This is a genomic window from Afifella pfennigii DSM 17143 (genome assembly GCF_000688515.1).
Taxonomy (GTDB): domain Bacteria; phylum Pseudomonadota; class Alphaproteobacteria; order Rhizobiales; family Afifellaceae; genus Afifella; species Afifella pfennigii.
Genome location: NZ_JHZK01000013.1, coordinates 25,645 through 43,511, shown reverse-complemented (window position 1 = coordinate 43,511; position 17,867 = coordinate 25,645). Strand labels below are relative to the sequence as shown.

The 17,867-nt window shown below is 66.0% G+C and carries 18 protein-coding genes and 1 tRNA gene; 9 read left to right on the top strand and 10 right to left on the bottom strand.

From position 1 onward, the window contains the following. Window positions 1–8 precede the first annotated feature (8 nt). From Q331_RS0110855 to Q331_RS0110840, 4 genes are all read right to left on the bottom strand, one after another. Window positions 9–1,661, bottom strand: coding sequence for an NAD+ synthase (locus tag Q331_RS0110855; RefSeq protein WP_211098088.1), 1,653 nt, complete (start codon window positions 1,659–1,661; stop codon window positions 9–11). Between the two features lie 97 nt (window positions 1,662–1,758). Continuing rightward, window positions 1,759–2,193: a diacylglycerol kinase gene (locus Q331_RS0110850; protein ID WP_084174991.1), complete on the bottom strand. Its 435-nt coding sequence runs from the start codon at window positions 2,191–2,193 to the stop codon at window positions 1,759–1,761. Then, window positions 2,190–2,606, bottom strand: a complete 417-nt coding sequence (locus Q331_RS0110845) for a GFA family protein (RefSeq protein ID WP_034491853.1) — start codon at window positions 2,604–2,606, stop codon at window positions 2,190–2,192. The genes Q331_RS0110850 and Q331_RS0110845 overlap by 4 nt, the downstream gene beginning before the upstream one ends. A 5-nt stretch (window positions 2,607–2,611) precedes the next feature. Next, window positions 2,612–3,994: a class II 3-deoxy-7-phosphoheptulonate synthase gene (locus Q331_RS0110840; RefSeq protein WP_026380700.1), complete on the bottom strand. Its 1,383-nt coding sequence runs from the start codon at window positions 3,992–3,994 to the stop codon at window positions 2,612–2,614. A 190-nt stretch (window positions 3,995–4,184) separates the two neighbouring features. Between Q331_RS0110840 and Q331_RS21140 the strand changes: the two genes are divergently transcribed. Further along, window positions 4,185–5,372, top strand: a complete 1,188-nt coding sequence (locus Q331_RS21140; RefSeq protein WP_245615605.1) for a carboxylate-amine ligase — start codon at window positions 4,185–4,187, stop codon at window positions 5,370–5,372. On the opposite strand, the gene Q331_RS0110830 is transcribed toward Q331_RS21140, so the two are convergent. Continuing rightward, window positions 5,359–5,946, bottom strand: a complete 588-nt coding sequence (locus Q331_RS0110830; protein ID WP_034491850.1) for a gamma-glutamylcyclotransferase family protein — start codon at window positions 5,944–5,946, stop codon at window positions 5,359–5,361. The two genes, Q331_RS21140 and Q331_RS0110830, sit on opposite strands and share 14 nt — an antisense overlap. Before the next feature lie 181 nt (window positions 5,947–6,127). Here Q331_RS0110830 and Q331_RS0110825 point away from each other — a divergent pair, with 181 nt between their 5' ends. After that, window positions 6,128–7,342 carry an MFS transporter gene (locus Q331_RS0110825; protein ID WP_026380698.1) on the top strand — a complete coding sequence of 405 codons (1,215 nt, stop codon included), beginning with the start codon at window positions 6,128–6,130 and terminating at the stop codon, window positions 7,340–7,342. A gap of 6 nt (window positions 7,343–7,348) precedes the next feature. On the opposite strand, the gene gor is transcribed toward Q331_RS0110825, so the two are convergent. The 3 genes from gor to rpiA all read right to left on the bottom strand — a co-directional run bounded on the left by gor (window position 7,349) and on the right by rpiA (window position 10,147). Next, complete coding sequence (gene gor / locus Q331_RS0110820; RefSeq protein ID WP_026380697.1) at window positions 7,349–8,752, bottom strand: glutathione-disulfide reductase; 1,404 nt, start codon at window positions 8,750–8,752, stop codon at window positions 7,349–7,351. Between the two features lie 52 nt (window positions 8,753–8,804). After that, a complete protein-coding gene (locus tag Q331_RS23050; protein WP_156953323.1) occupies window positions 8,805–9,380 on the bottom strand; it encodes a DUF2059 domain-containing protein in 576 nt (191 codons plus the stop codon). Window positions 9,381–9,442: 62 nt separating this feature from the next. Then, window positions 9,443–10,147 (bottom strand): ribose-5-phosphate isomerase RpiA, encoded by a 705-nt coding sequence (gene rpiA / locus Q331_RS0110810; RefSeq protein ID WP_026380696.1) that lies wholly within the window; start codon window positions 10,145–10,147, stop codon window positions 9,443–9,445. Window positions 10,148–10,279: 132 nt separating this feature from the next. Between rpiA and Q331_RS0110805 the strand changes: the two genes are divergently transcribed. The 3 genes from Q331_RS0110805 (at window position 10,280) to Q331_RS0110795 (ending at window position 11,953) form a co-directional block, all read left to right on the top strand. After that, on the top strand, window positions 10,280–10,957 hold the full coding sequence (locus Q331_RS0110805; protein WP_026380695.1) for an HAD-IA family hydrolase: 678 nt from the start codon (window positions 10,280–10,282) through the stop codon (window positions 10,955–10,957). Window positions 10,958–11,036: 79 nt separating this feature from the next. Next, window positions 11,037–11,111 (top strand) — tRNA-Val (locus Q331_RS0110800). 215 nt (window positions 11,112–11,326) lie between these two features. Next, on the top strand, window positions 11,327–11,953 hold the full coding sequence (locus Q331_RS0110795) for a hypothetical protein (protein WP_051631041.1): 627 nt from the start codon (window positions 11,327–11,329) through the stop codon (window positions 11,951–11,953). 46 nt (window positions 11,954–11,999) lie between these two features. Here the strand turns inward: Q331_RS0110795 and purU are convergent, their stop codons facing one another. After that, window positions 12,000–12,857 carry a formyltetrahydrofolate deformylase gene (purU, locus tag Q331_RS0110790; protein WP_026380693.1) on the bottom strand — a complete coding sequence of 286 codons (858 nt, stop codon included), beginning with the start codon at window positions 12,855–12,857 and terminating at the stop codon, window positions 12,000–12,002. Window positions 12,858–13,133: 276 nt separating this feature from the next. Between purU and Q331_RS0110785 the strand changes: the two genes are divergently transcribed. After that, window positions 13,134–13,736, top strand: coding sequence for a L,D-transpeptidase (locus Q331_RS0110785; protein WP_026380692.1), 603 nt, complete (start codon window positions 13,134–13,136; stop codon window positions 13,734–13,736). 70 nt (window positions 13,737–13,806) lie between these two features. On the opposite strand, the gene Q331_RS0110780 is transcribed toward Q331_RS0110785, so the two are convergent. Continuing rightward, a complete protein-coding gene (locus tag Q331_RS0110780; RefSeq protein WP_026380691.1) occupies window positions 13,807–14,166 on the bottom strand; it encodes a gamma-butyrobetaine hydroxylase-like domain-containing protein in 360 nt (119 codons plus the stop codon). Between the two features lie 201 nt (window positions 14,167–14,367). On the opposite strand from Q331_RS0110780, the gene moaA reads away from it, so the two are divergent. From moaA to Q331_RS0110765, 3 genes are all read left to right on the top strand, one after another. Further along, the gene (gene moaA, locus Q331_RS0110775) at window positions 14,368–15,357 is read left to right on the top strand and encodes a GTP 3',8-cyclase MoaA (protein WP_034491846.1); all 990 of its coding nucleotides are present in this window, start codon (window positions 14,368–14,370) and stop codon (window positions 15,355–15,357) included. Window positions 15,358–15,427: 70 nt separating this feature from the next. Beyond that, window positions 15,428–16,351, top strand: coding sequence for a DMT family transporter (locus tag Q331_RS0110770; RefSeq protein ID WP_210164939.1), 924 nt, complete (start codon window positions 15,428–15,430; stop codon window positions 16,349–16,351). Between the two features lie 309 nt (window positions 16,352–16,660). Further along, window positions 16,661–17,866 (top strand): multidrug effflux MFS transporter, encoded by a 1,206-nt coding sequence (locus Q331_RS0110765; protein ID WP_169738493.1) that lies wholly within the window; start codon window positions 16,661–16,663, stop codon window positions 17,864–17,866. Window position 17,867: the final 1 nt, after the last annotated feature.

Below are 17,867 nucleotides of genomic sequence, written 5' to 3'. Positions count from 1 at the left end.
GTCAGCACTCACACCGCGTCGCGCCAGCCATTGACGATCGGATAGCGCCGGTCGCGGCCGAAATGCCGTGAGGTAACCTTGACGCCGGGCGCGGCCTGCCGGCGTTTGTATTCGGCGACGTAAAGAAGCTTTTGCACCCGTTTCACCGTGTCGGCCTCAAATCCCTCCGCCACCAGATCGGCGGCGCTCGTTTCCTTCTCCACCAGGCCTTCCAGGATGGCGTCGAGAATGTCGTAGGGCGGCAGCGTATCCTGGTCCCTCTGGCCCTCGCGCAGCTCCGCGCTCGGCGCTTTCTGGATGACGTTTTCAGGGATCACCGTTCCCGCCGGCCCGAAAAGCCCGTCCGGCCGGTTGGCATTGCGCCAGCGGGCGAGATTGTAGACCTCGGTCTTATAGAGGTCCTTGATCGGATTGAAGCCGCCGTTCATGTCGCCGTAGAGCGTGGCATAGCCCACCGACATCTCCGACTTGTTGCCGGTCGTCACCAGCATGGAGCCGAACTTGTTGGAGATCGCCATCAGCGTCGTGCCGCGCACGCGCGACTGGATGTTCTCCTCCGTCACGTCGGAAGGATGGCCGGCGAAAAGCGGCGCCAGCATGCGCTCCATCGCTTCCACCGCCTCGCCGATCGGCACGGTGTCGTAGCGCACGCCGAGCGCCCTGGCGCATTCCTGCGCGTCCTTCAGGCTTTCCGACGAGGTGTAGCGGTAGGGCAGCATGACGCAATGCACACGCTGGGGCCCGAGCGCGTCGACGGCGATCGCCGCGCACAGGGCCGAATCGATACCGCCGGAAAGGCCGAGGACGACGCCCGGAAAACGGTTCTTGTCGACGTAATCCCTGAGGCCGAGCACGCAGGCCTGCCAGTCGGCGCTCACCTGATCGGCCAGGGTCACGAAAGGGCCCTCGCTCAGCGCCCAGCCATCCTCGCCGCGCCGCCAGGCCGTCAGCGTTACCTCCTCGGTGAATTGCGGCATCTGGAAAGCCAGCATGCGATCCGCCGCCAGGCCGAAAGAGCCGCCATCGAAGACGAGCTCGTCCTGGCCTCCAACCTGGTTGGCGTAAATCAGCGGCAGCCCGGTCTCCACCACGCGGGCGAGCGCCATCTGCATGCGAATGTCGATCTTGCGGCGCTCATAGGGCGAGCCGTTGGGCACGATGAGGAGCTCCGCGCCGGTCTCCGCAAGGCATTCGCTCACCTCGTCCGTCCAGATATCCTCGCAGATAGGCACGCCGAGGCGCACGCCGCGAAAGCCGAGCGGCCCCGGCAGCGGCCCTGGATGAAAGACGCGCTTCTCGTCGAAAACGGCATAGTTCGGTAGCTCGACCTTGTGGCGAATGCCGATCAGTTCGCCGTGATCGGCCAGCGCCACGCTGTTGAAGAGCTTGTCGCCCTCGCGATAGGGCAGCCCGACGAGGACGCCCGGCCCGCCGTCGCCAGTCTCGGCGACAAGCTCGTTCAGCGCCGTCAGGCAGGCTTCCTGGAAGCTGCCGCGCAGCACCAGATCCTCGGGCGGATAGCCGGCAAGGAAAAGTTCGGAGAAGACGATGAGATCGGCGCCCTTCTCGGCTGCCTCGCGGCGGGCATTGCGCGCCTTCCACAGATTGCCGGCGACGTCGCCGACAATCGGATTGAGCTGGGCGATCGCGATGCGCAGCAGATCGGTGGTCATGCGGGCCTCGGTTGACTTTGCCGGCCGGGATTAGCCCGCGCCTATCGGCAGAGCAACGGGTGTGAGAGCCCGGGAGCGCGCTCTGTCAACCGATCCAGCCAAGTCGCTGAAGAATGGCGACGCTCCAGACGAGGCCCGCCAGGACCAGGGAGAAGAAGACGCCGGCGGAAGCTATGTCCTTGGTGACACGGATCGCCTCGTGCCGTTCCGGCGTCACGTGGTTGCACAGCCGCTCCACCGCAGTGTTGAGAAGCTCAACCGTCAGCACGAAGAGCAGGCTGCCCACGAGGGCGAGCCAGGTCCAGGCATCGCTGGCGACGAAAAAGGCGAGCGGCACGCCGAGGGCAAGCACTGCCACTTCCTGCTGCACGGCCGCTTCCGTGCCGAGAGCGTTCTTCAGCCCGCGCAGGGAATTGAGCGAGGCTTCGGCGATGCGGCGCAGGCCGCCCCTTCCGGGGATTGCCGCCTGGCGTTTGCGGTTTCCCGCGACCGCCCCGCGCGCCTTGGTGCCGTCGCTCATTCCTCGCCCCGTTCCCTAGCCGCCGCGTCGAAGCCGTCGAAACACGGCACATCACCAGTGATATCGTAGTAGTCGCCCTTCTCCGCCACGAAAATGTGCGCAGCAAGGGAAAGCCCCGTCTCGCCGTCGAGCGCGCCGGCAGAGAAGGAGATGCGCTCGCTGCCAGGCTTCTCGAAGAAGAGCGTGGAGCCGCAGAGCTCGCAGAAGCCTCGGCGGGCCTGCGGCGAAGCACGGAACCAGCGAACATATTCCGTGCCGGCGATGATGAGATCGGCTTTCGCGGCCTGGCTCGCCGCCCAGAAATGGCCGGATTGCTTGCGGCAGGCGGTGCAGTGGCAGGCCCTTACCGGCCCCGCCCCGCCGGCGAGGGAGAACGTTACCGCCCCGCAGGCGCAGCTGCCGGAAAGGGGCACCCGCCTCAGCCGGCCGCGAGCTGCCTGGATTCCCGGTTCACCCGCTCCTTGCGCAAAAGCTCGGCGACCAGGAAAGCCAGTTCCAGCGCCTGGTCGGCGTTGAGACGCGGGTCGCAATGGGTGTGGTAGCGGTCCGACAGATGCTCCACCTCCACGGCGCGCGCGCCGCCGATGCATTCGGTGACGTTCTTGCCCGTCATCTCGATATGCATGCCGCCGGCATGGGTGCCTTCCGCCGCATGGATGGCGAAGAAGTCCTCCACCTCCTCCAGGATCGATGTGAAGGGCCGCGTCTTGTAGCCGTTCGCCGCCTTGACGGTGTTGCCGTGCATCGGGTCGCACGACCAGAGGACCTTGCGCCCTTCCCGCTCCACGGCGCGGATGAGCGGCGGCAGCATCTTGCCGATCTCCTTGGCGCCGAAGCGGGTGATCAGCGTCAGCCGGCCCGGCTCGTTCGCCGGGTTGAGGAGGTCGATGAGGCGCAGCAGCCCGTCGGCGTCCATCGAGGGCCCGCATTTCAGGCCGAGCGGGTTCTTGATGCCCCGGCAGAACTCGACATGGGCGTTCTCCGGCTGGCGCGTGCGGTCGCCGATCCACAGAAGATGGCCGGAGGTGGCGTACCAGTCGCCGGAGGTGGAATCGACGCGCGTCAGCGCCTGCTCATAACCCAGAAGCAGCGCTTCGTGGCTGGTGAAGAAATCCGTCTGGCGCAGCGAGGGCGTGGAATCGGCATCCAGCCCGATGGCGCGCATGAAGCCGAGCGTCTCGCTGATCTGGTCGGCCAGCGCCTGGTAGCGATGCGCCTGCGGGCTGTCCTTGATGAAGCTCAGCATCCATTGATGCACATGCTCCAGATTGGCGAAGCCGCCCTGCGCGAAAGCACGCAAGAGGTTGAGCGTCGCTGCCGACTGGCGATAGGCCATCTCCAGGCGCACAGGATCGGGCAGCCTTGAGGCCTCGTCGAACTCGATGCCGTTGATGATGTCGCCGCGATAGGTGGGCAGCTCGATATCGCCCTGGCGCTCCGTCGGGGAAGAGCGAGGCTTGGCGAACTGGCCGGCGATGCGGCCGACCTTCACCACCGGCGAGCGGCCGGCGAAGGTGAGAACCACCGCCATCTGCAGGAAGACGCGGAAGAAGTCGCGGATCGTATCGGCGCCGTGCTCCACGAAGCTCTCGGCGCAATCGCCGCCCTGGAGCAGGAAGGCCCTGCCTTCCGCCGCCTCGGCGAGCGCCTTCTTCAGCTTGCGCGCCTCGCCGGCGAACACCAGTGGCGGATAGGTGGCAAGCCGCGCTTCCACGCTCTCCAGCGCCTCAGGGTCCGGGTAGTCCGGGACCTGCTCGATCGGTCGGCCACGCCAGGAGGCCGGGCTCCACTTGCTATCCATATCGCAACTCTTCGACAGCAGGACGCGAGCGCCCGCCTTCGGCAGGCTCGACCCGGCCTTTTATCTGCGCGCTACGCTATCGACCCTTCGGCTTCCAGCGTCAACCCGGCAGGGCACAAAGCGCCGCATGCAGAAGACCTTGCCGGCAAAGCGCGCGCTTGCGCGCGAGCCGCGAAGCACGCAAAATCGCATGATGGCAGCGGAAGAGCCGAAGTTTACCATCGGCGTCGAGGAGGAGTATCTCCTCGTCGACAAGAATAGCCGTGACCTTTGCGTCGATCCGCCGGAACAGCTTCTTACCTCCTGCCAGGAAATCCTCGGTAATTCCGTGGCGCCGGAATTCCTGCGCTGCCAAATAGAGGTCGGCACACCGGTCTGCGCCAGCCTCGCCGAAGCGCGCCGCGAGCTCGTGCGCCTGCGCAGCACCATCGCCGAAGAGGCGGGCAAGTACGGCCTGGCGCCGATGGCCGCCTCCACGCATCCCTTCGCCCAATGGAGCGAGCAGCGCTCCACCGACAAGCCGCGCTATCGCGAGATCGCGGAAAGCCTGCAGGTGGTCGGCCGGCGACTGGTCATCTGCGGCATGCATATCCATGTCGGGGTGGAGGATGCGGAGCTCAGGATCGACCTGCACAACCAGCTCGCCTATTTCCTGCCGCACCTTCTGTGCCTTTCCACCTCCTCGCCCTTCTGGCAGGGGCGCAAGGCGGGGCTGAAATCCTTCCGCCTCACCGTCTTCGACGCCCTGCCCCGCTCAGGGCCGCCGGAGCGCTTCTCCTCCTGGGGCGAGTTTGAGCGCTTCGTCTCGGTCTTGACCGGCGCCGGCGTCATTGAGGACGCCACCAAGATTTGGTGGGACCTGCGCCCCTCGGTGCGCTTTCCCACCCTGGAGATGCGCGTCACCGATGTGTGCACGCATCTCGACGACGCGCTCGCCATCGCCGCCACCTTCCGCTGCCTGGCGCGCATGCTGTGGCGCCTCAGACGCGACAACCAGCGTTGGCGCCACTATCCGATGGCGCTGATCGCCGAGAACCGCTGGATCGCACAGCGGCACGGATCGGAGGGCGAGCTCATCGATTTCGGCCGCGGCGAGCTGGTGCCTTTCCACGAGCTCGCCGGCGAGATCATCGATCTTGTCGCCGAGGATGCCGACCATTTCGGCTGCGCCGCGGAGGTGGAGCGCATCCGCGGCATCGCCTCCGGCGGCACCAGCGCCGACAAGCAGCTCGCCGTCTACGAAAATGCCATCGAGGCCGGGGCGAGCGAGGCGGAGGCGCTACGCGAGGTGGTCGACCATCTGCTGGCCGAAACGCTCGCCGGCTGTCACGATCCGGCGCCGCGCACCGTCGTTGCTCCGCAGGCTAGCCCCGCCTGATCTTCACCGCTCCGGCGGCCTTTATCGCCTCGTCGACAATCCCCCTCTCGCGCTCGCTGAGAAGGAGCGCGCGCGGATAGCGCGGCGCGGCGCGGTCGTTGAGGATCGGCACGTGCCATTCGGCCGTCGTCTCCAGGAAGTGCGCCACGCCTTCCTCGCCATAGGCGGCGTGAAAGCCGGCGATCACCACGTCGAGATAGGAGAGCATGATGGGGTTGTCGGCATCGCCCGGCCGGCCGTATTCGGCATGGCCGACATAAAGATGCGGATCGGGCCAGCCCTGCGGGCGGCCTTCGAACCAGGTGACGTGCTCGCCCGGCGGCGCCACGGCGTCGTATTGCGCCTCGCGCCGGTCGAGATCGGGCCGCTCGGCAAGCGGGATCGCCACGATGGCGCCCCAGATCTCGCAGGCCTCGTCCTCAACCACGGTCAGCGTGCAGCGCCCGCCATAGGCGGTCTTGCCGGAATGGCGCCAGGCGCGGCGCCAGCCCTTCAGTCGCCCCGGCGCGACCTTGCTTGCCTCAGACAGGGTCGCACGGTTGACCAGCGAGCCGTATCCGAAACAGGTGAACATGCAGATCCTTTCGGCATCTCGCGCGGGAATCTAGGGCCTTGCGGCCTAATCTGCCAGCTTCGCCTCCATCGATGTGCCAGCTGTGCGGCCGGCTCGACGCAGCAGCGAAATCGGCCTACAGCGTCCCGGCACACCATTGGGCGCTCCCTGCCCGTTCCGCGTCTTTAGCCAAGGAAGGGCCATGACGTTCTCCGTCGGACGATGGACGATGCTCGTCTGTCTCTCCCGCGTCTTCCTTTTCGCCAATTTCATGACGGTGGCGGCCGCCATCCCGGTGCTGCAGCAAGAATGGGGCATCTCCGCCGCGAGCGCCGGCGCCGTGGTTTCCGCCTTCACGGTCGCCTACGCCGTCTCGCTCTTCGTCTTCGCCTGGGCTTCCGACCATTTCGGCGCCAAGCGCATGGTGCAGGTCTCGGCCGTGGCGAGCGCCCTCTCCTCGCTCCTCTTCGGCCTGTTTGCTCGCGACTGGGGGAGCGCGCTCGTCCTTTACGCGCTGATCGGGCTGTCACAGGGCGGCATCTACACGCCGCTCATCATGCTGTTTTCGGAGCGCGCGGCCAGCGGAAGGCGCGGGGCGGCGATGGGCTGGCTGATCGCCTCCACCTCCGTCGGCTACGCCTTCTCCCTGGCCTTGACGGGCGCCTGCCTGTCGCTTGCGGACTACCAGACGGCCTTCCTGCTCGCCGGAATCGTGCCGGGCATCGGTTCCGTCATCCTGCTTGCGCTCCTGCGGGAAAGCGAGAACACCATCCATCCGCGCCAGGCCGGGCACGGCATCTTGGAGGCGCTTTGGCGGGCGCGCGAGACCCGGCTTCTGACGGCCGGCTACGTCTTCCATTCCTGGGAGCTTCTCGGAGCCTGGGCTTGGATGCCGGCGCTTCTGGCGGCCGCCTTCGCTCTTTCCGGCCAGGATCTCGGCTTTGCCAGCGGCCAGAGCGCGCTTCTCATCGCCGGCATGCATCTTCTCGGCGCCGGCGCCTCCTTCAGCATGGGCGGCCTGTCGGACCGGCTCGGAAGGCGCACCGTGCTCGTCGGCGTCGCGGCGATCGCCACGGCGATCTCCTTCTCGCTCGGCTGGCTGGTGACGGCCCCGCTCGTCATCCTCGCCACGCTCGCCATGCTGCAATCGGTCTCCTCCATCGCCGATTCGCCCGTGCTGACGGTGGCGCTGACGGAGACGACCGAGCCCGGCGTGCTCGGCCAGGTGCTTGCCGTGCGCGCGCTTTTAGGTTTCGGGGCGGGCGCTGTCGCGCCGATCGCGGCCGGCGGCGTTCTGGACTTCGCGCGGGGGCAGGATTTCTCCCTGCCCGTCAGTTGGGGGCTGACTTTCAGCCTCCTGGCGCTCGGCGGGCTCTTAGCGACTTTTGCGGCCTTGCGATTGCGGCGCGTCTACTGAGGCCGCTCAGGCCGCCTCCACCACCTCGCCGCGGCGGATAACGGCCGTCGGCTTGTACATGGTGACAAGTTCCTCGGCCGCGGTCGGATGCACCGCCATAGTGCGATCGAAATCGGCCTTGGTGGCGCCCATCTTCACCGAAATGCCGAGAAGCTGCGCCGTCTCGCCGGCATCCGGTCCGAGCACGTGGGCGCCGAGCACCTTGTCGGTATCGGCATCGACGACGAGCTTCATCAGCATGCGCTCGGAGCGCCCGGCGAGCGTGTTCTTCATCGGTCGGAAGACGGTCTTGTAGATGGCGAGGTGATCGACCTTCTTGCGCGCCTCGTCTTCCGTCATGCCGACCGTGCCGATCTCCGGCTGCGAGAAAACGGCGGTGGGGACGAAATCGTAATCGGGACGGGTCGGCCGATCGTGAAAGACCGTATCGACGAAGCACATCGCCTCGTGGATGGCGACCGGCGTCAATTGCATGCGGTCGGTGACGTCGCCAATCGCCCAGACATGCTCCACATTGGTGCGCGAATAATCGTCGACGCAGATAGAGCCGCGCTTGTCGGTCTCGATGCCGAGCTTTTCCAGGCCGAGACCCGCCGTGTTGGGAAGACGACCGACGGCGAGCATGATCTGTTCGGCATCGTAGCAGTCGCCGCCGAGAAAGGTGCCGCGCAGCCAGCCGTTATCGAGGCGTTCCACCCGCCCGAAGACGTCCTGGCAGCGAATGTGGATGCCCTTGTTCTCGTATTCGGCATGCAGGAGGCGCCGAAGATCCATGTCGAAACGCTGAAGGATCTCCTTGCCGCGATAGAGGATCGTCGTCTCCACCCCCATGGAGGCGAAAATGCCGGCGAATTCCACGGCGATATAACCGCCGCCGGCGATGACGATCTTCTCCGGCAGCTTTTCCAGATGGAAGGCCTCGTCGGAGGTGATGCAGAGCTCGTGGCCCTCAAGCGCCTGATGCGGGTTCGGCCGGCCCCCGGTGGCGATCAGAATGCGCTCGGCCGAGACGGTGCGACCGGAGCCCTGAAGATGGATGTCGTGGCCGCCGGCGAGCACCGCGCGCTCGTCGATCAGCTCGACCCCGGCCTTTTCGAGATTGGCGCGATAAAGGCCTTCCAGACGGGCGATCTCGCGATCCTTATGGGCGATGAGAGTAGGCCAGTCGAAACGAGCATCGTCATAGGACCAGCCATAGCCGATGCTGTCCTGGAAGGCCTCGCCGAACTGGGAGGCATAGACGAGGAGCTTCTTGGGCACGCAGCCGCGGATGACGCAGGTGCCGCCGACGCGGCTTTCCTCCGCCACGGCGACGCGCGCACCCGTCTGGGCGGCAAGGCGCGCGGCTCGCACGCCGCCTGAGCCGGCCCCGATGACGAAGAGATCGTAGTCGTGACGGCGTGCATTCATGGCGTTGCCGGCCTGCTGTCCTACCAAATTCGCCGAATAACGCGGCAGGCGATCACTGGCTCTGCTGCTGCGGCGTCTCCGGCGGGGCCGCCTGCAGCTTCTGCGCCTCGCTGGCGGTGATCTTCTGCAGCTCCTCGGTAGCGCGCTGCATCATCTCGGTGCCGAGCTCCTGCGCCCAAGCCTGGCTGACGGTGATCTGCGCACCGAGCAGGTCGACGAGATTGACGCCGAACTTCTTGCCGGTCTCGGTCCGGAAGAAGGTCAGCAGGTCCTGCAGCTCCTGCTGGCTGTAGTTCAGCGCCCAGATGCGCGAGAGCCGAGTCTCCAGCTCGGAACGGCGATCGACCATCTGCAGCGCCACCTTGTCGACGATTTCGATAATGCCGAGCTGCGCCTGCGGGTTGGCGCGGATGAGCGTCGACTTGGCTTCGTCCGCCACCGTCGGCAGGATTTCGTCGAAGGAACGCGAAAGGCCCGATGCGGCCAGGACCTGGCGGGCGAGCTGCATGTGCTCCGCGCTCGGCTCGTCCTGGCTGGAGGCGTTCTGCGTGCTGTCCTGCGCGGCCGCGTGCTGGACCGGCACGATGGCCGCAAGGGCGAGCAGGCAAAGCGCGATCAGACGGTACATGAAGGTCTCCTGGTCTCTGCCGACGCGTGACGCGCCGTCGATAACGGAAAAGCTGCTGCCCGTCACGCCCGTGACGGCTCGCCGGACAGTCTTTTGACGCCTTCATGCGTGGCGATGAGCGCTTCGTCGGCCAGTCCCAGGAAGAGGCCGTGCTCCACGACGCCCGGAATGTGCGCCAAGCCGTCCGCAAGCGCCTGTGGATCAGGAATGCGGCCAAAAGATGCGTCGAGAATCAAATGCCCCTCATCGGTGGCGAAGAACTCGCCGCCAGCCATGCGCCACCGCAAGGGACCGGTGAGGCCGAGACCCGCCGCCAGCTCGGACACCGCTCGCTCGGTCGCCTTGCGGCCGAAATGCACTACCTCGATGGGTAGATGAAACGCCCCCAGCTCATCGACCTGCTTGGAGGCGTCGGCGATGACGATCATGCGGGCGGAGGCGGCAGCGACGATCTTCTCGCGCAACAGCGCCCCCCCGCCGCCCTTGATAAGGGCAAGGCCGGGGCCGATTTCGTCGGCACCGTCGACGGTGAGGTCGAGCGCGTCGATCTCATCGAGGCTGGTCAGCTCAATGCCCTCGTCCACGGCCTGGCGGCGCGTCGCCTCGGAGGTCGGCACGCCGACGACGTTCAGCCCGGCGCGGACCCTGTCGCCGAGCAGGTGCACGAACCAGGCGGCGGTGGAGCCGGTGCCGAGACCGAGCCGCATGCCGTCCTGCACCGCCTCCAAGGCGGCAGCCGCCGCCTGCTCCTTCAGATGATCGGCCATCGCCGCCCCTCCCCCGCCGTTTTCGCGTTTGCAAGCTCGGCGTATCATGCGTCGTTTGGCGTTCCAAGGCGGCAGAGTGCGCGCCGCCACGCCCGCTTGCTTCCCGCCCGGGGGTCGGATAGCGAGCCTTCCATGAACGCGATCCTCGTCTTCGACCTCGACGGAACCCTCGTCGACACCGCCCCGGACCTGATGGCCACCTTGAACCATGTCCTGGCGCAGCAGGGCCTGCCGCCAGCCCCGGCCAAGGAGATCATGCCCTTCATCTCCGGCGGCGCCCGCAGGATGATCGCCGCAGGCGCGGCGCGCGCCGGCGCCATCGTGGAGGAAAGCCAGCTCGACCGGCTGTTTGAGCTGTTTCTGGAGCATTACGGTCAGAATATCTGCGTCAACAGCCGACCGTTTCCGGGCGTTCTTGAAGCGCTCGACCGGCTGGAGGAGGCCGGCTGGGGCTTTGCCGTGTGCACCAACAAGCGCACCGATGCCTCCAGGCTGCTTCTGGAAAAGCTCGGCATCGCGCCGCGCTTCAGAGCCGTTCTCGGCGTCGACGCGGTGGAGCGAAAAAAGCCCGATCCGGGCCATCTTGAGGCCACCGTCGCGGCGGCCGGCGGTGAGATCGCGCGCGCGGTCATGATCGGCGATTCCGCCGCCGATATCGGCGCGGCGCGCGCGGCCGGGGTCAAGGTGATCGGCGTTTCCTTCGGCTACAGCGACCGGCCGATCGCCGAGCTTTCGCCCGACGACGTTCTCCACCATTATCGCGAGCTTACCGTTGCGCGGGCGAGCGCGCTCCTCGCCCAACCGCAATAGACGAAAGCGCATCACGGACTCCGCGGAGCCCGTTTGGCTTGACCGGAAGGCCGGGCCATGCCACATGCCGAAACGATCCGGGCGCGTAGCTCAGCGGGAGAGCACTGCCTTCACACGGCAGGGGTCACAGGTTCAATCCCTGTCGCGCCCACCATCGGTTTCAGCTTCGTACATCGTCAACTTCGTACATCATCAACGCGAAGATCGTCGTTCGCTCACGCGGCCGCCGCTCGCGCCATCTCTTGCTGCGAGAAGGAAACTTCTTGCCCGCCGCGTTGTTTGCCTCCCCGATACGAAGGCGGAGGCGAGATGCCCAGCGTATGCGCTAGCAAGAATGAGCGCCCCCTAAGCTTCGCCGGAGCGTAAGCCATGTGGGCCTGGATGACGGAGAACAGCCGCGCGCTGACGGTCGTCACCTCGACCGGCACGCTGCTGGTCTGGGTCGTCTATCTGCAGCTCATCGTCAGCGGCTTCCGACGACAGCGCCGTTCGACCATCCTCATCAACCGCGGTGCCGGCAGGGGGCTGGGAGCGCATTGCCTGATCAGCAATATGAGCGCCGATGCAATCTACCTGACCAGCATCATCGCCACGATCACGACCGCGGAGCGCTCCTATCACCGCGCTCTCACCGATCTGCGCGATCTCGACGAGGCGATGCAGGGCGATCCGCGCTCCATCTTCAAGCAAGGCCCGCTGCAATCGGGGGAATACCTCGATATCGGCACTTTCGGCGATCTCATCCGGCAGATCGGCGAGCAGGAGGACGGGGATATACCCTCAGGCGACTGGACCTCCCAGGTGCGATCCTTCGAGCTGACCGCCGTCGCCGTCTACGGCGCCGACGACTTCCTCGTCGGGGCGCGGCGCACCTTCCTGCTCAGAGCGGACGACAAGGGGCGCATCGAAATCTGCCCGACCAGCGTCGGTTCGGCCCAGATCCGCTCGCGGCGCGAGCGGCGGGCCATCGGCGAGATGCTGAGGGACTATCTCTAAGCACGCCGCCGCTCCCGCTGGCGGAGCATCTCGCGCCGCCGACGGCTCAATCGGTGAAGACCACGGTCTTGTTGCCGAAGACGATCACCCGGTCTTCCAGAACGTAGCGCAGCGCCCGCGCCAGGACCCGGCGCTCGATGTCGCGGCCCTTGGCAACGAGATCGTCCGGGCGGTTGCGGTGGCTGATGCGTTCCACGTCCTGCTCGATGATCGGGCCCTCGTCGAGGTCGGGGGTGACGAAATGCGCCGTCGCCCCGATCAGCTTGACGCCTCGCCGATGCGCCTGGTGGTAGGGCTTGGCGCCTTTGAAGCCCGGCAGGAAGGAATGATGGATGTTGATGCAGCGCCCGGCGAGCCGCTCCGCAAGACCGTCGGACAGAACCTGCATATACCGGGCAAGGACGACGAGCTCCGTATCGCTCGCAGCGATCAGCTCCTCCAGGGCGGCTTCCTGCTCGGCCTTGGTCTCCGGCCTCACCGGCAGGTGGTGGAAGGGCAGCTCGTTGAGCTCCGGCAGGCTCAACGCCTCGCGCGGATGGTTTGAGACGATCGCCGTCACCTCCATCGGCAATTCGCCGATACGCCAGCGATAGAGGAGGTCGGCCAGGCAGTGATCGAATTTGGAGACCAGGATCATCACCCGACGCCTGATGCTGCGGTCGCGCAGGGTAAATGCCATGGAAAAGCGTTCGGCGATGCCTTCCATGGCGGCGCGGAACGCGGCGAGCTCGGCCTCCTCCACCGCCGGCTTGAAGAGGACGCGCATGAAGAAATGGCCCGTCTCGCTATCGTCGAACTGCTGCGCTTCCAAGATGTCGTAACCGTTGGAAACCAAGGCGGTGGCGACCGCGGCGACGATGCCGGGCCGGTTCGGGCAGGAAAGGGTGAGGATGAAGTCGGTCATGTTGCGCCCCGGCTCTTGCCACTTCTGTATGCGGCTCCAAATCGCGGAGGTAGCGGCCGGGAACGCCCGGCAAAAGGCCGCCCGCGCCACACTGGCCCAAAAAGCGCAAGGTGCCAGAATGCGCTTCCATCTTGCGCGCGCGTGTCCGGCCGGACACATAGGCCGGCAAAAAGCGTTCACGAAGATGCGATCCGCCTACCTTCGACTTGCCTTGAGGCGATGATTCGCCTCACACCTTAGAGCATTGACAATATCGCCAGTCTCGCGGGGACGATAATGAAGAAGCTTGGTCTGATGGCGGCGATGGCCGCCGTTGTCGCCATCACCCTCTCCACCGTGGCGCCGCAGGTGTCGGCTCAACCGACGGCTCGCTTTTTCGACCCCGTGTCGCGCACCTGGGTCGATTTCGGCCCGGGGGCGCGCTATCGAGGCAAGTCGCCCGTCAAGAAGGAAGTCATCAACTACGATGGGCCCTATGGCGCCAACACCATCATCGTCGATACCAGCGAGCGCCGTCTCTACTACGTGATCGGTAACGGTAAGGCGCTGAAATACGGCGTCGGGGTCGGCCGCGAGGGCTTCCAGTGGTCCGGCACGCACCGCATCACCCGCAAGGCGGAATGGCCGGGCTGGACCCCGCCGCCGGCCATGCGCAAGCGCCAGCCTGGCCTGCCGTCCTATATGGAAGGCGGCCCGAACAATCCGCTCGGCGCGCGCGCCCTCTATATCGGCTCCACGCTCTACCGCATCCACGGCTCCAACGAGCCCTGGACGATCGGTCAGGCGGTTTCCTCCGGCTGCATCCGCATGACCAACGACGACGTGACGGACCTCTACGAGCGGGTCAATGTCGGCACGAAGGTGGTCGTGCGCCACTGAACTCGTCTCAGCAAGGCAGCAGGCGGCCGGCGCCTTCGTCGGCCGTTTTTTTTATGCTCATCGCGCCATTTCAGGCGCCCCGGCTGAGCCCCTTCTCCTCCAGCTCGGCGAGATAGGCCGGCCATAGCGCCTCGCGGTCGCGGCCGAGCCGGTAGAGGTAGCTCCAGGAGTAAATCCCGGAATTGTGCATGTCGTCGAAAACGAGACGCACGGCGTAATTGCCGACCGGCGCGACCTGGAGAATCTCCACCGCCTGCTTGCCGCCGACGACCTTGCGTTCGGCCGGCGAATGGCCCTGCACCTCGGCGGAGGGCGAGAAAACGCGCAGATATTCCGCCGCTAGCGCGAAAGCCTCGCCGTCGTCGAAGCTCACGGCCAACGTCCTGCGGTCCTTCTTCAAACGGATCTCGGTGGGCCAGGGCTCGGCCATCATCTCTCCTTGTTCGCGAATTCGGCGCGCCGCGCTCCATCTTTGATGGGTTTGACGCGGCTGCCACGATGCATAGATTGAGCTGATATAAGCACGCTCAGCGTCTTGTCAGCCCGGCAAGGCCTGCGCGCAAAACCGCCGGAACGGGCGGGCAGCGAGGTCGAATTGAGCATTTCCCCTGAGACCAGCCGTGTAGCCCCGATGATCGACCCCTTCGGGCGAGCGATTTCCTATCTGCGCATCTCCGTCACCGACCGCTGCGACTTCCGGTGCGTCTATTGCATGGCGGAAGACATGACCTTCCTGCCCAAGCGCGACCTGCTGACGCTTGAGGAGCTCGACCGGCTGACCTCCGTCTTCATCGACAAGGGCGTCAGGAAGCTGAGGATTACAGGCGGCGAGCCGCTGGTGCGGCGCGACATCATGTGGCTCTTTCGACAGCTCGGCCGCCACCTTCAGAGCGGGCGCCTGGAAGAGCTGACGCTGACCAGCAACGGCTCGCAGCTGGAGCGGTTCGCCACCGAGCTCGCCGATGCCGGCGTGAAGCGCATCAATATCTCCCTCGACACGCTCGATCCCGACAAATTCAAGGCCATCACGCGCTGGGGCAAGCTCGGCAAGGTGTTCGCCGGCATCCGCGCCGCACAGGCCGCTGGCTTGAAGGTCAAGCTCAACACCGTCGCGCTGAAAGACGTCAACGAGACGGAGATACCGGAGATGATCCGCTTCGCACATGGCGAGGGCATGGACCTCACCCTGATCGAGACGATGCCGCTCGGCGAGATCGAGGGCGACCGAACCGATCAGTATCTGCCGCTCTCCACCGTGCGCTCCCGTCTCGCGGAGGAATTCACGCTCATCGACATTCCCTTCAAGACGGGCGGGCCGGCCCGCTATGTGGAGGTGGGCGAGACTGGCGGCCGGCTCGGCTTCATCACACCGATGACGCATAATTTCTGCGAGAGCTGCAATCGCGTGAGGCTTACCTGCACGGGCACGCTCTATATGTGCCTCGGCCAGGAAGACGCGGCCGATCTCAGGGCACCGCTACGCGCCTCGGAAGGCAACGAGCTTGTCTCGGAGACCATCGACCGGGCGATTGCGCGCAAGCCGAAGGGCCATGATTTCGTTATCGACCGGGCTACCAAGCGGCCGGCCGTTTCTCGGCATATGAGCGTGACCGGCGGCTAGCGGGCGGCGGTCCATAGCGGCCGTCCGTCCATTCCACCTTCCCGTCCGCTCCCCCAAACTGCTCGCCCAAGTGATCCCGTCTGCCGATACGTCCGCCAGTCAGAACCGTCTCGGCATCATCTATATGCTGGCCGCGATGGTGGCCTTCATCCTCAACGACACGCTGGTCAAGCTGGTTAGCGAAAGGCTGCCGACCGGCGAGATCATTTTCCTTCGCGGCCTCATCATCTCGCCGGTGGTCATCGTGCTCGCGCGCTGGCGCGGTGGCTTCGCCAATCTGAAGCTTCTGCGCCATAGCACGCTCGTCTGGCGCACCCTCGGCGAGGTCGTGGCGACCGGACTTTATCTTTCGGCCCTGTTTCGTATGCCGCTAGCCAACGCCTCCGCGATCCTGCAGGTGGCGCCGCTGGCAACGACGGCCGGCGCGGCGCTCTTTCTCGGCGAAAAGGTCGGCATACGCCGCTGGGCGGCGATCAGCGTCGGGCTCGCCGGCACGCTTCTCATCGTCCAGCCGGGCCTTGAAGGCTTCAACGCCTGGTCGCTGGTGGCGCTCTTGGCGATCGGCGCCGTCGCGGTGCGCGACCTTGCCTCCAAACGCCTGCCGCGGGGGCTTTCAACGCTCACCGTCACGGCGATCTCAGCGGTTGCCGTCGGCCTCTTCGGCGGGGTGATGATGCTCTTTGAGGAGACCGTGATGCCGAGCCTGGGGGACCTGGTGATCCTCTTGGGAGCCGGCATCTGTGTCGTGCTCGGCTATATCTTCATCATCGCGGCGATGCGCACCGGCGATATCAGCGTCGTGGCACCGTTCCGCTATTCGCTGATGGTCTATGCCGTGATCCTGCAGATCCTGGTCTTCGGCGTCTGGCCGGACGCTCTCTTGCTCGCCGGCACGGCGATCCTGGTCGCCACGGGCATCTACACCTTCTATCGCGAGCGCAAGGTCGGCGCCTCGGAGGCGGCGCGCACCCTCACCACCCCGCCGCCGCGCTAAGGTCTGCTTAGGATCATCATATAGGCTACGGCGCATCGAGAAGCGGCCAGGTCAACGAGCGATGGGCAAGGACATGCCTGCGCAGATGCGACGGGGAGCGACGCTGCGATGGCAAATCCGCGCCCGGCTCCTGCTGACGGGCGATCTGGGGCTCCAACGCAGCAGCATGTGCTGATCTTCAACAGACCCTAGAGCCGCGACCTTACGACATAAAAATAGCCGTCATGCAGGAAGCGCATGGGTGATATCCGCGGCCACGCTCTTTCCAGCAGCATCGCCCGCACCCTACGAAAGGGAATGTGCTCCGCCGTGTCCGATGCCACCCTCCCCCAACAGCCGGGGCGGCGGCCAAGCCTTGTCAGTCTCGTCATCATCTCCACGTTGAGCCCCTTCGCGATCAACGTGATCGTGCCCTCCATGCCGGCGCTGCAGGTGGAGTTCGACGCAGATTTCGGCGCTGTGCAGCTCGTCCTGTCGCTGTTCTTGGCCTCCATCGCCGTCTCGCAGATCGCCATCGGCCCGCTCTCGGACCGTTTCGGGCGGCGACCGGTCCTGCTCGCAGGGCTCGCCATCTTCACCGTGGCAAGCTTTCTGGCCGTCGCGGCAACCTCGATCGAGAGCCTCGTTGCGCTGCGCGTCGTACAGGCGGCAGGGGGATGTACCGGTATCGTTTTGGGCCGGGCCATCGTGCGCGACCTTTACGATCGCGCCAAGGCGGCGAGCGTCATCGGCTATGTCACGATGGGTCTCGCCATGGGCCCGATGATAGCGCCGTTCGTCGGCGGCCTCTTGCAGGAAGTCTTCGGCTGGCAAGCACAGTTCTGGCTCATGGGCCTTCTCGGCGCGCTCACGCTCCTCGTTGCCTGGCGCGATGTCAGCGAGACCAATCACGCGCGCGCGGAAGCGATCGGCCTTCTTGCCATGCTGCGCCATTTCGGCGAGCTCCTCGCCCTGCCGGCCTTCCGCGCCTATACCGCCGTCTCCAGCCTTTCCACGGCCGTGTTCTTCTCTTTCCTCGGCGGGGCGGCCTATGTCGCCGACACCATTATCGGCCTTTCGCCGGTCACCTATGGCAGCTGGTTCGCCATCATCGCCGTCGGTTACGCTTTCGGCAATTTCCTCTCCGGCCGGTTCGCGGAGCGGGCCGACGTTCGGCGCATGACGCTTCTGGGCTCTCTCCTGCTGGTCGCGACCGTCGTTGCCATGACAGGCTTCTTCCTCGCCGGCATCGTCACGCCGGCGACGCTCTTCTTGCCGATGGGGGTGGGGGGCATCGCCAACGGGCTGGTGCTGCCGAGCACCATCGCCGGCGCCATCAGCCTGCGCACGGACATCGCGGGCGCAGCGGCGGGCCTGCAGGGCGCCAGCCAGATCGGCGGCGGCGCCATCGTCTCCGCCATCGCCGGCGCGGTGCTGGCCGGCAGCACCACACCGATGCCACTCGTCATGGTGATGGGCGTGTGCGCTCTCGCAGCGCTCTTCTTCTCCCTCGCCCTGTTGCGCCTGCCGCGCTGAA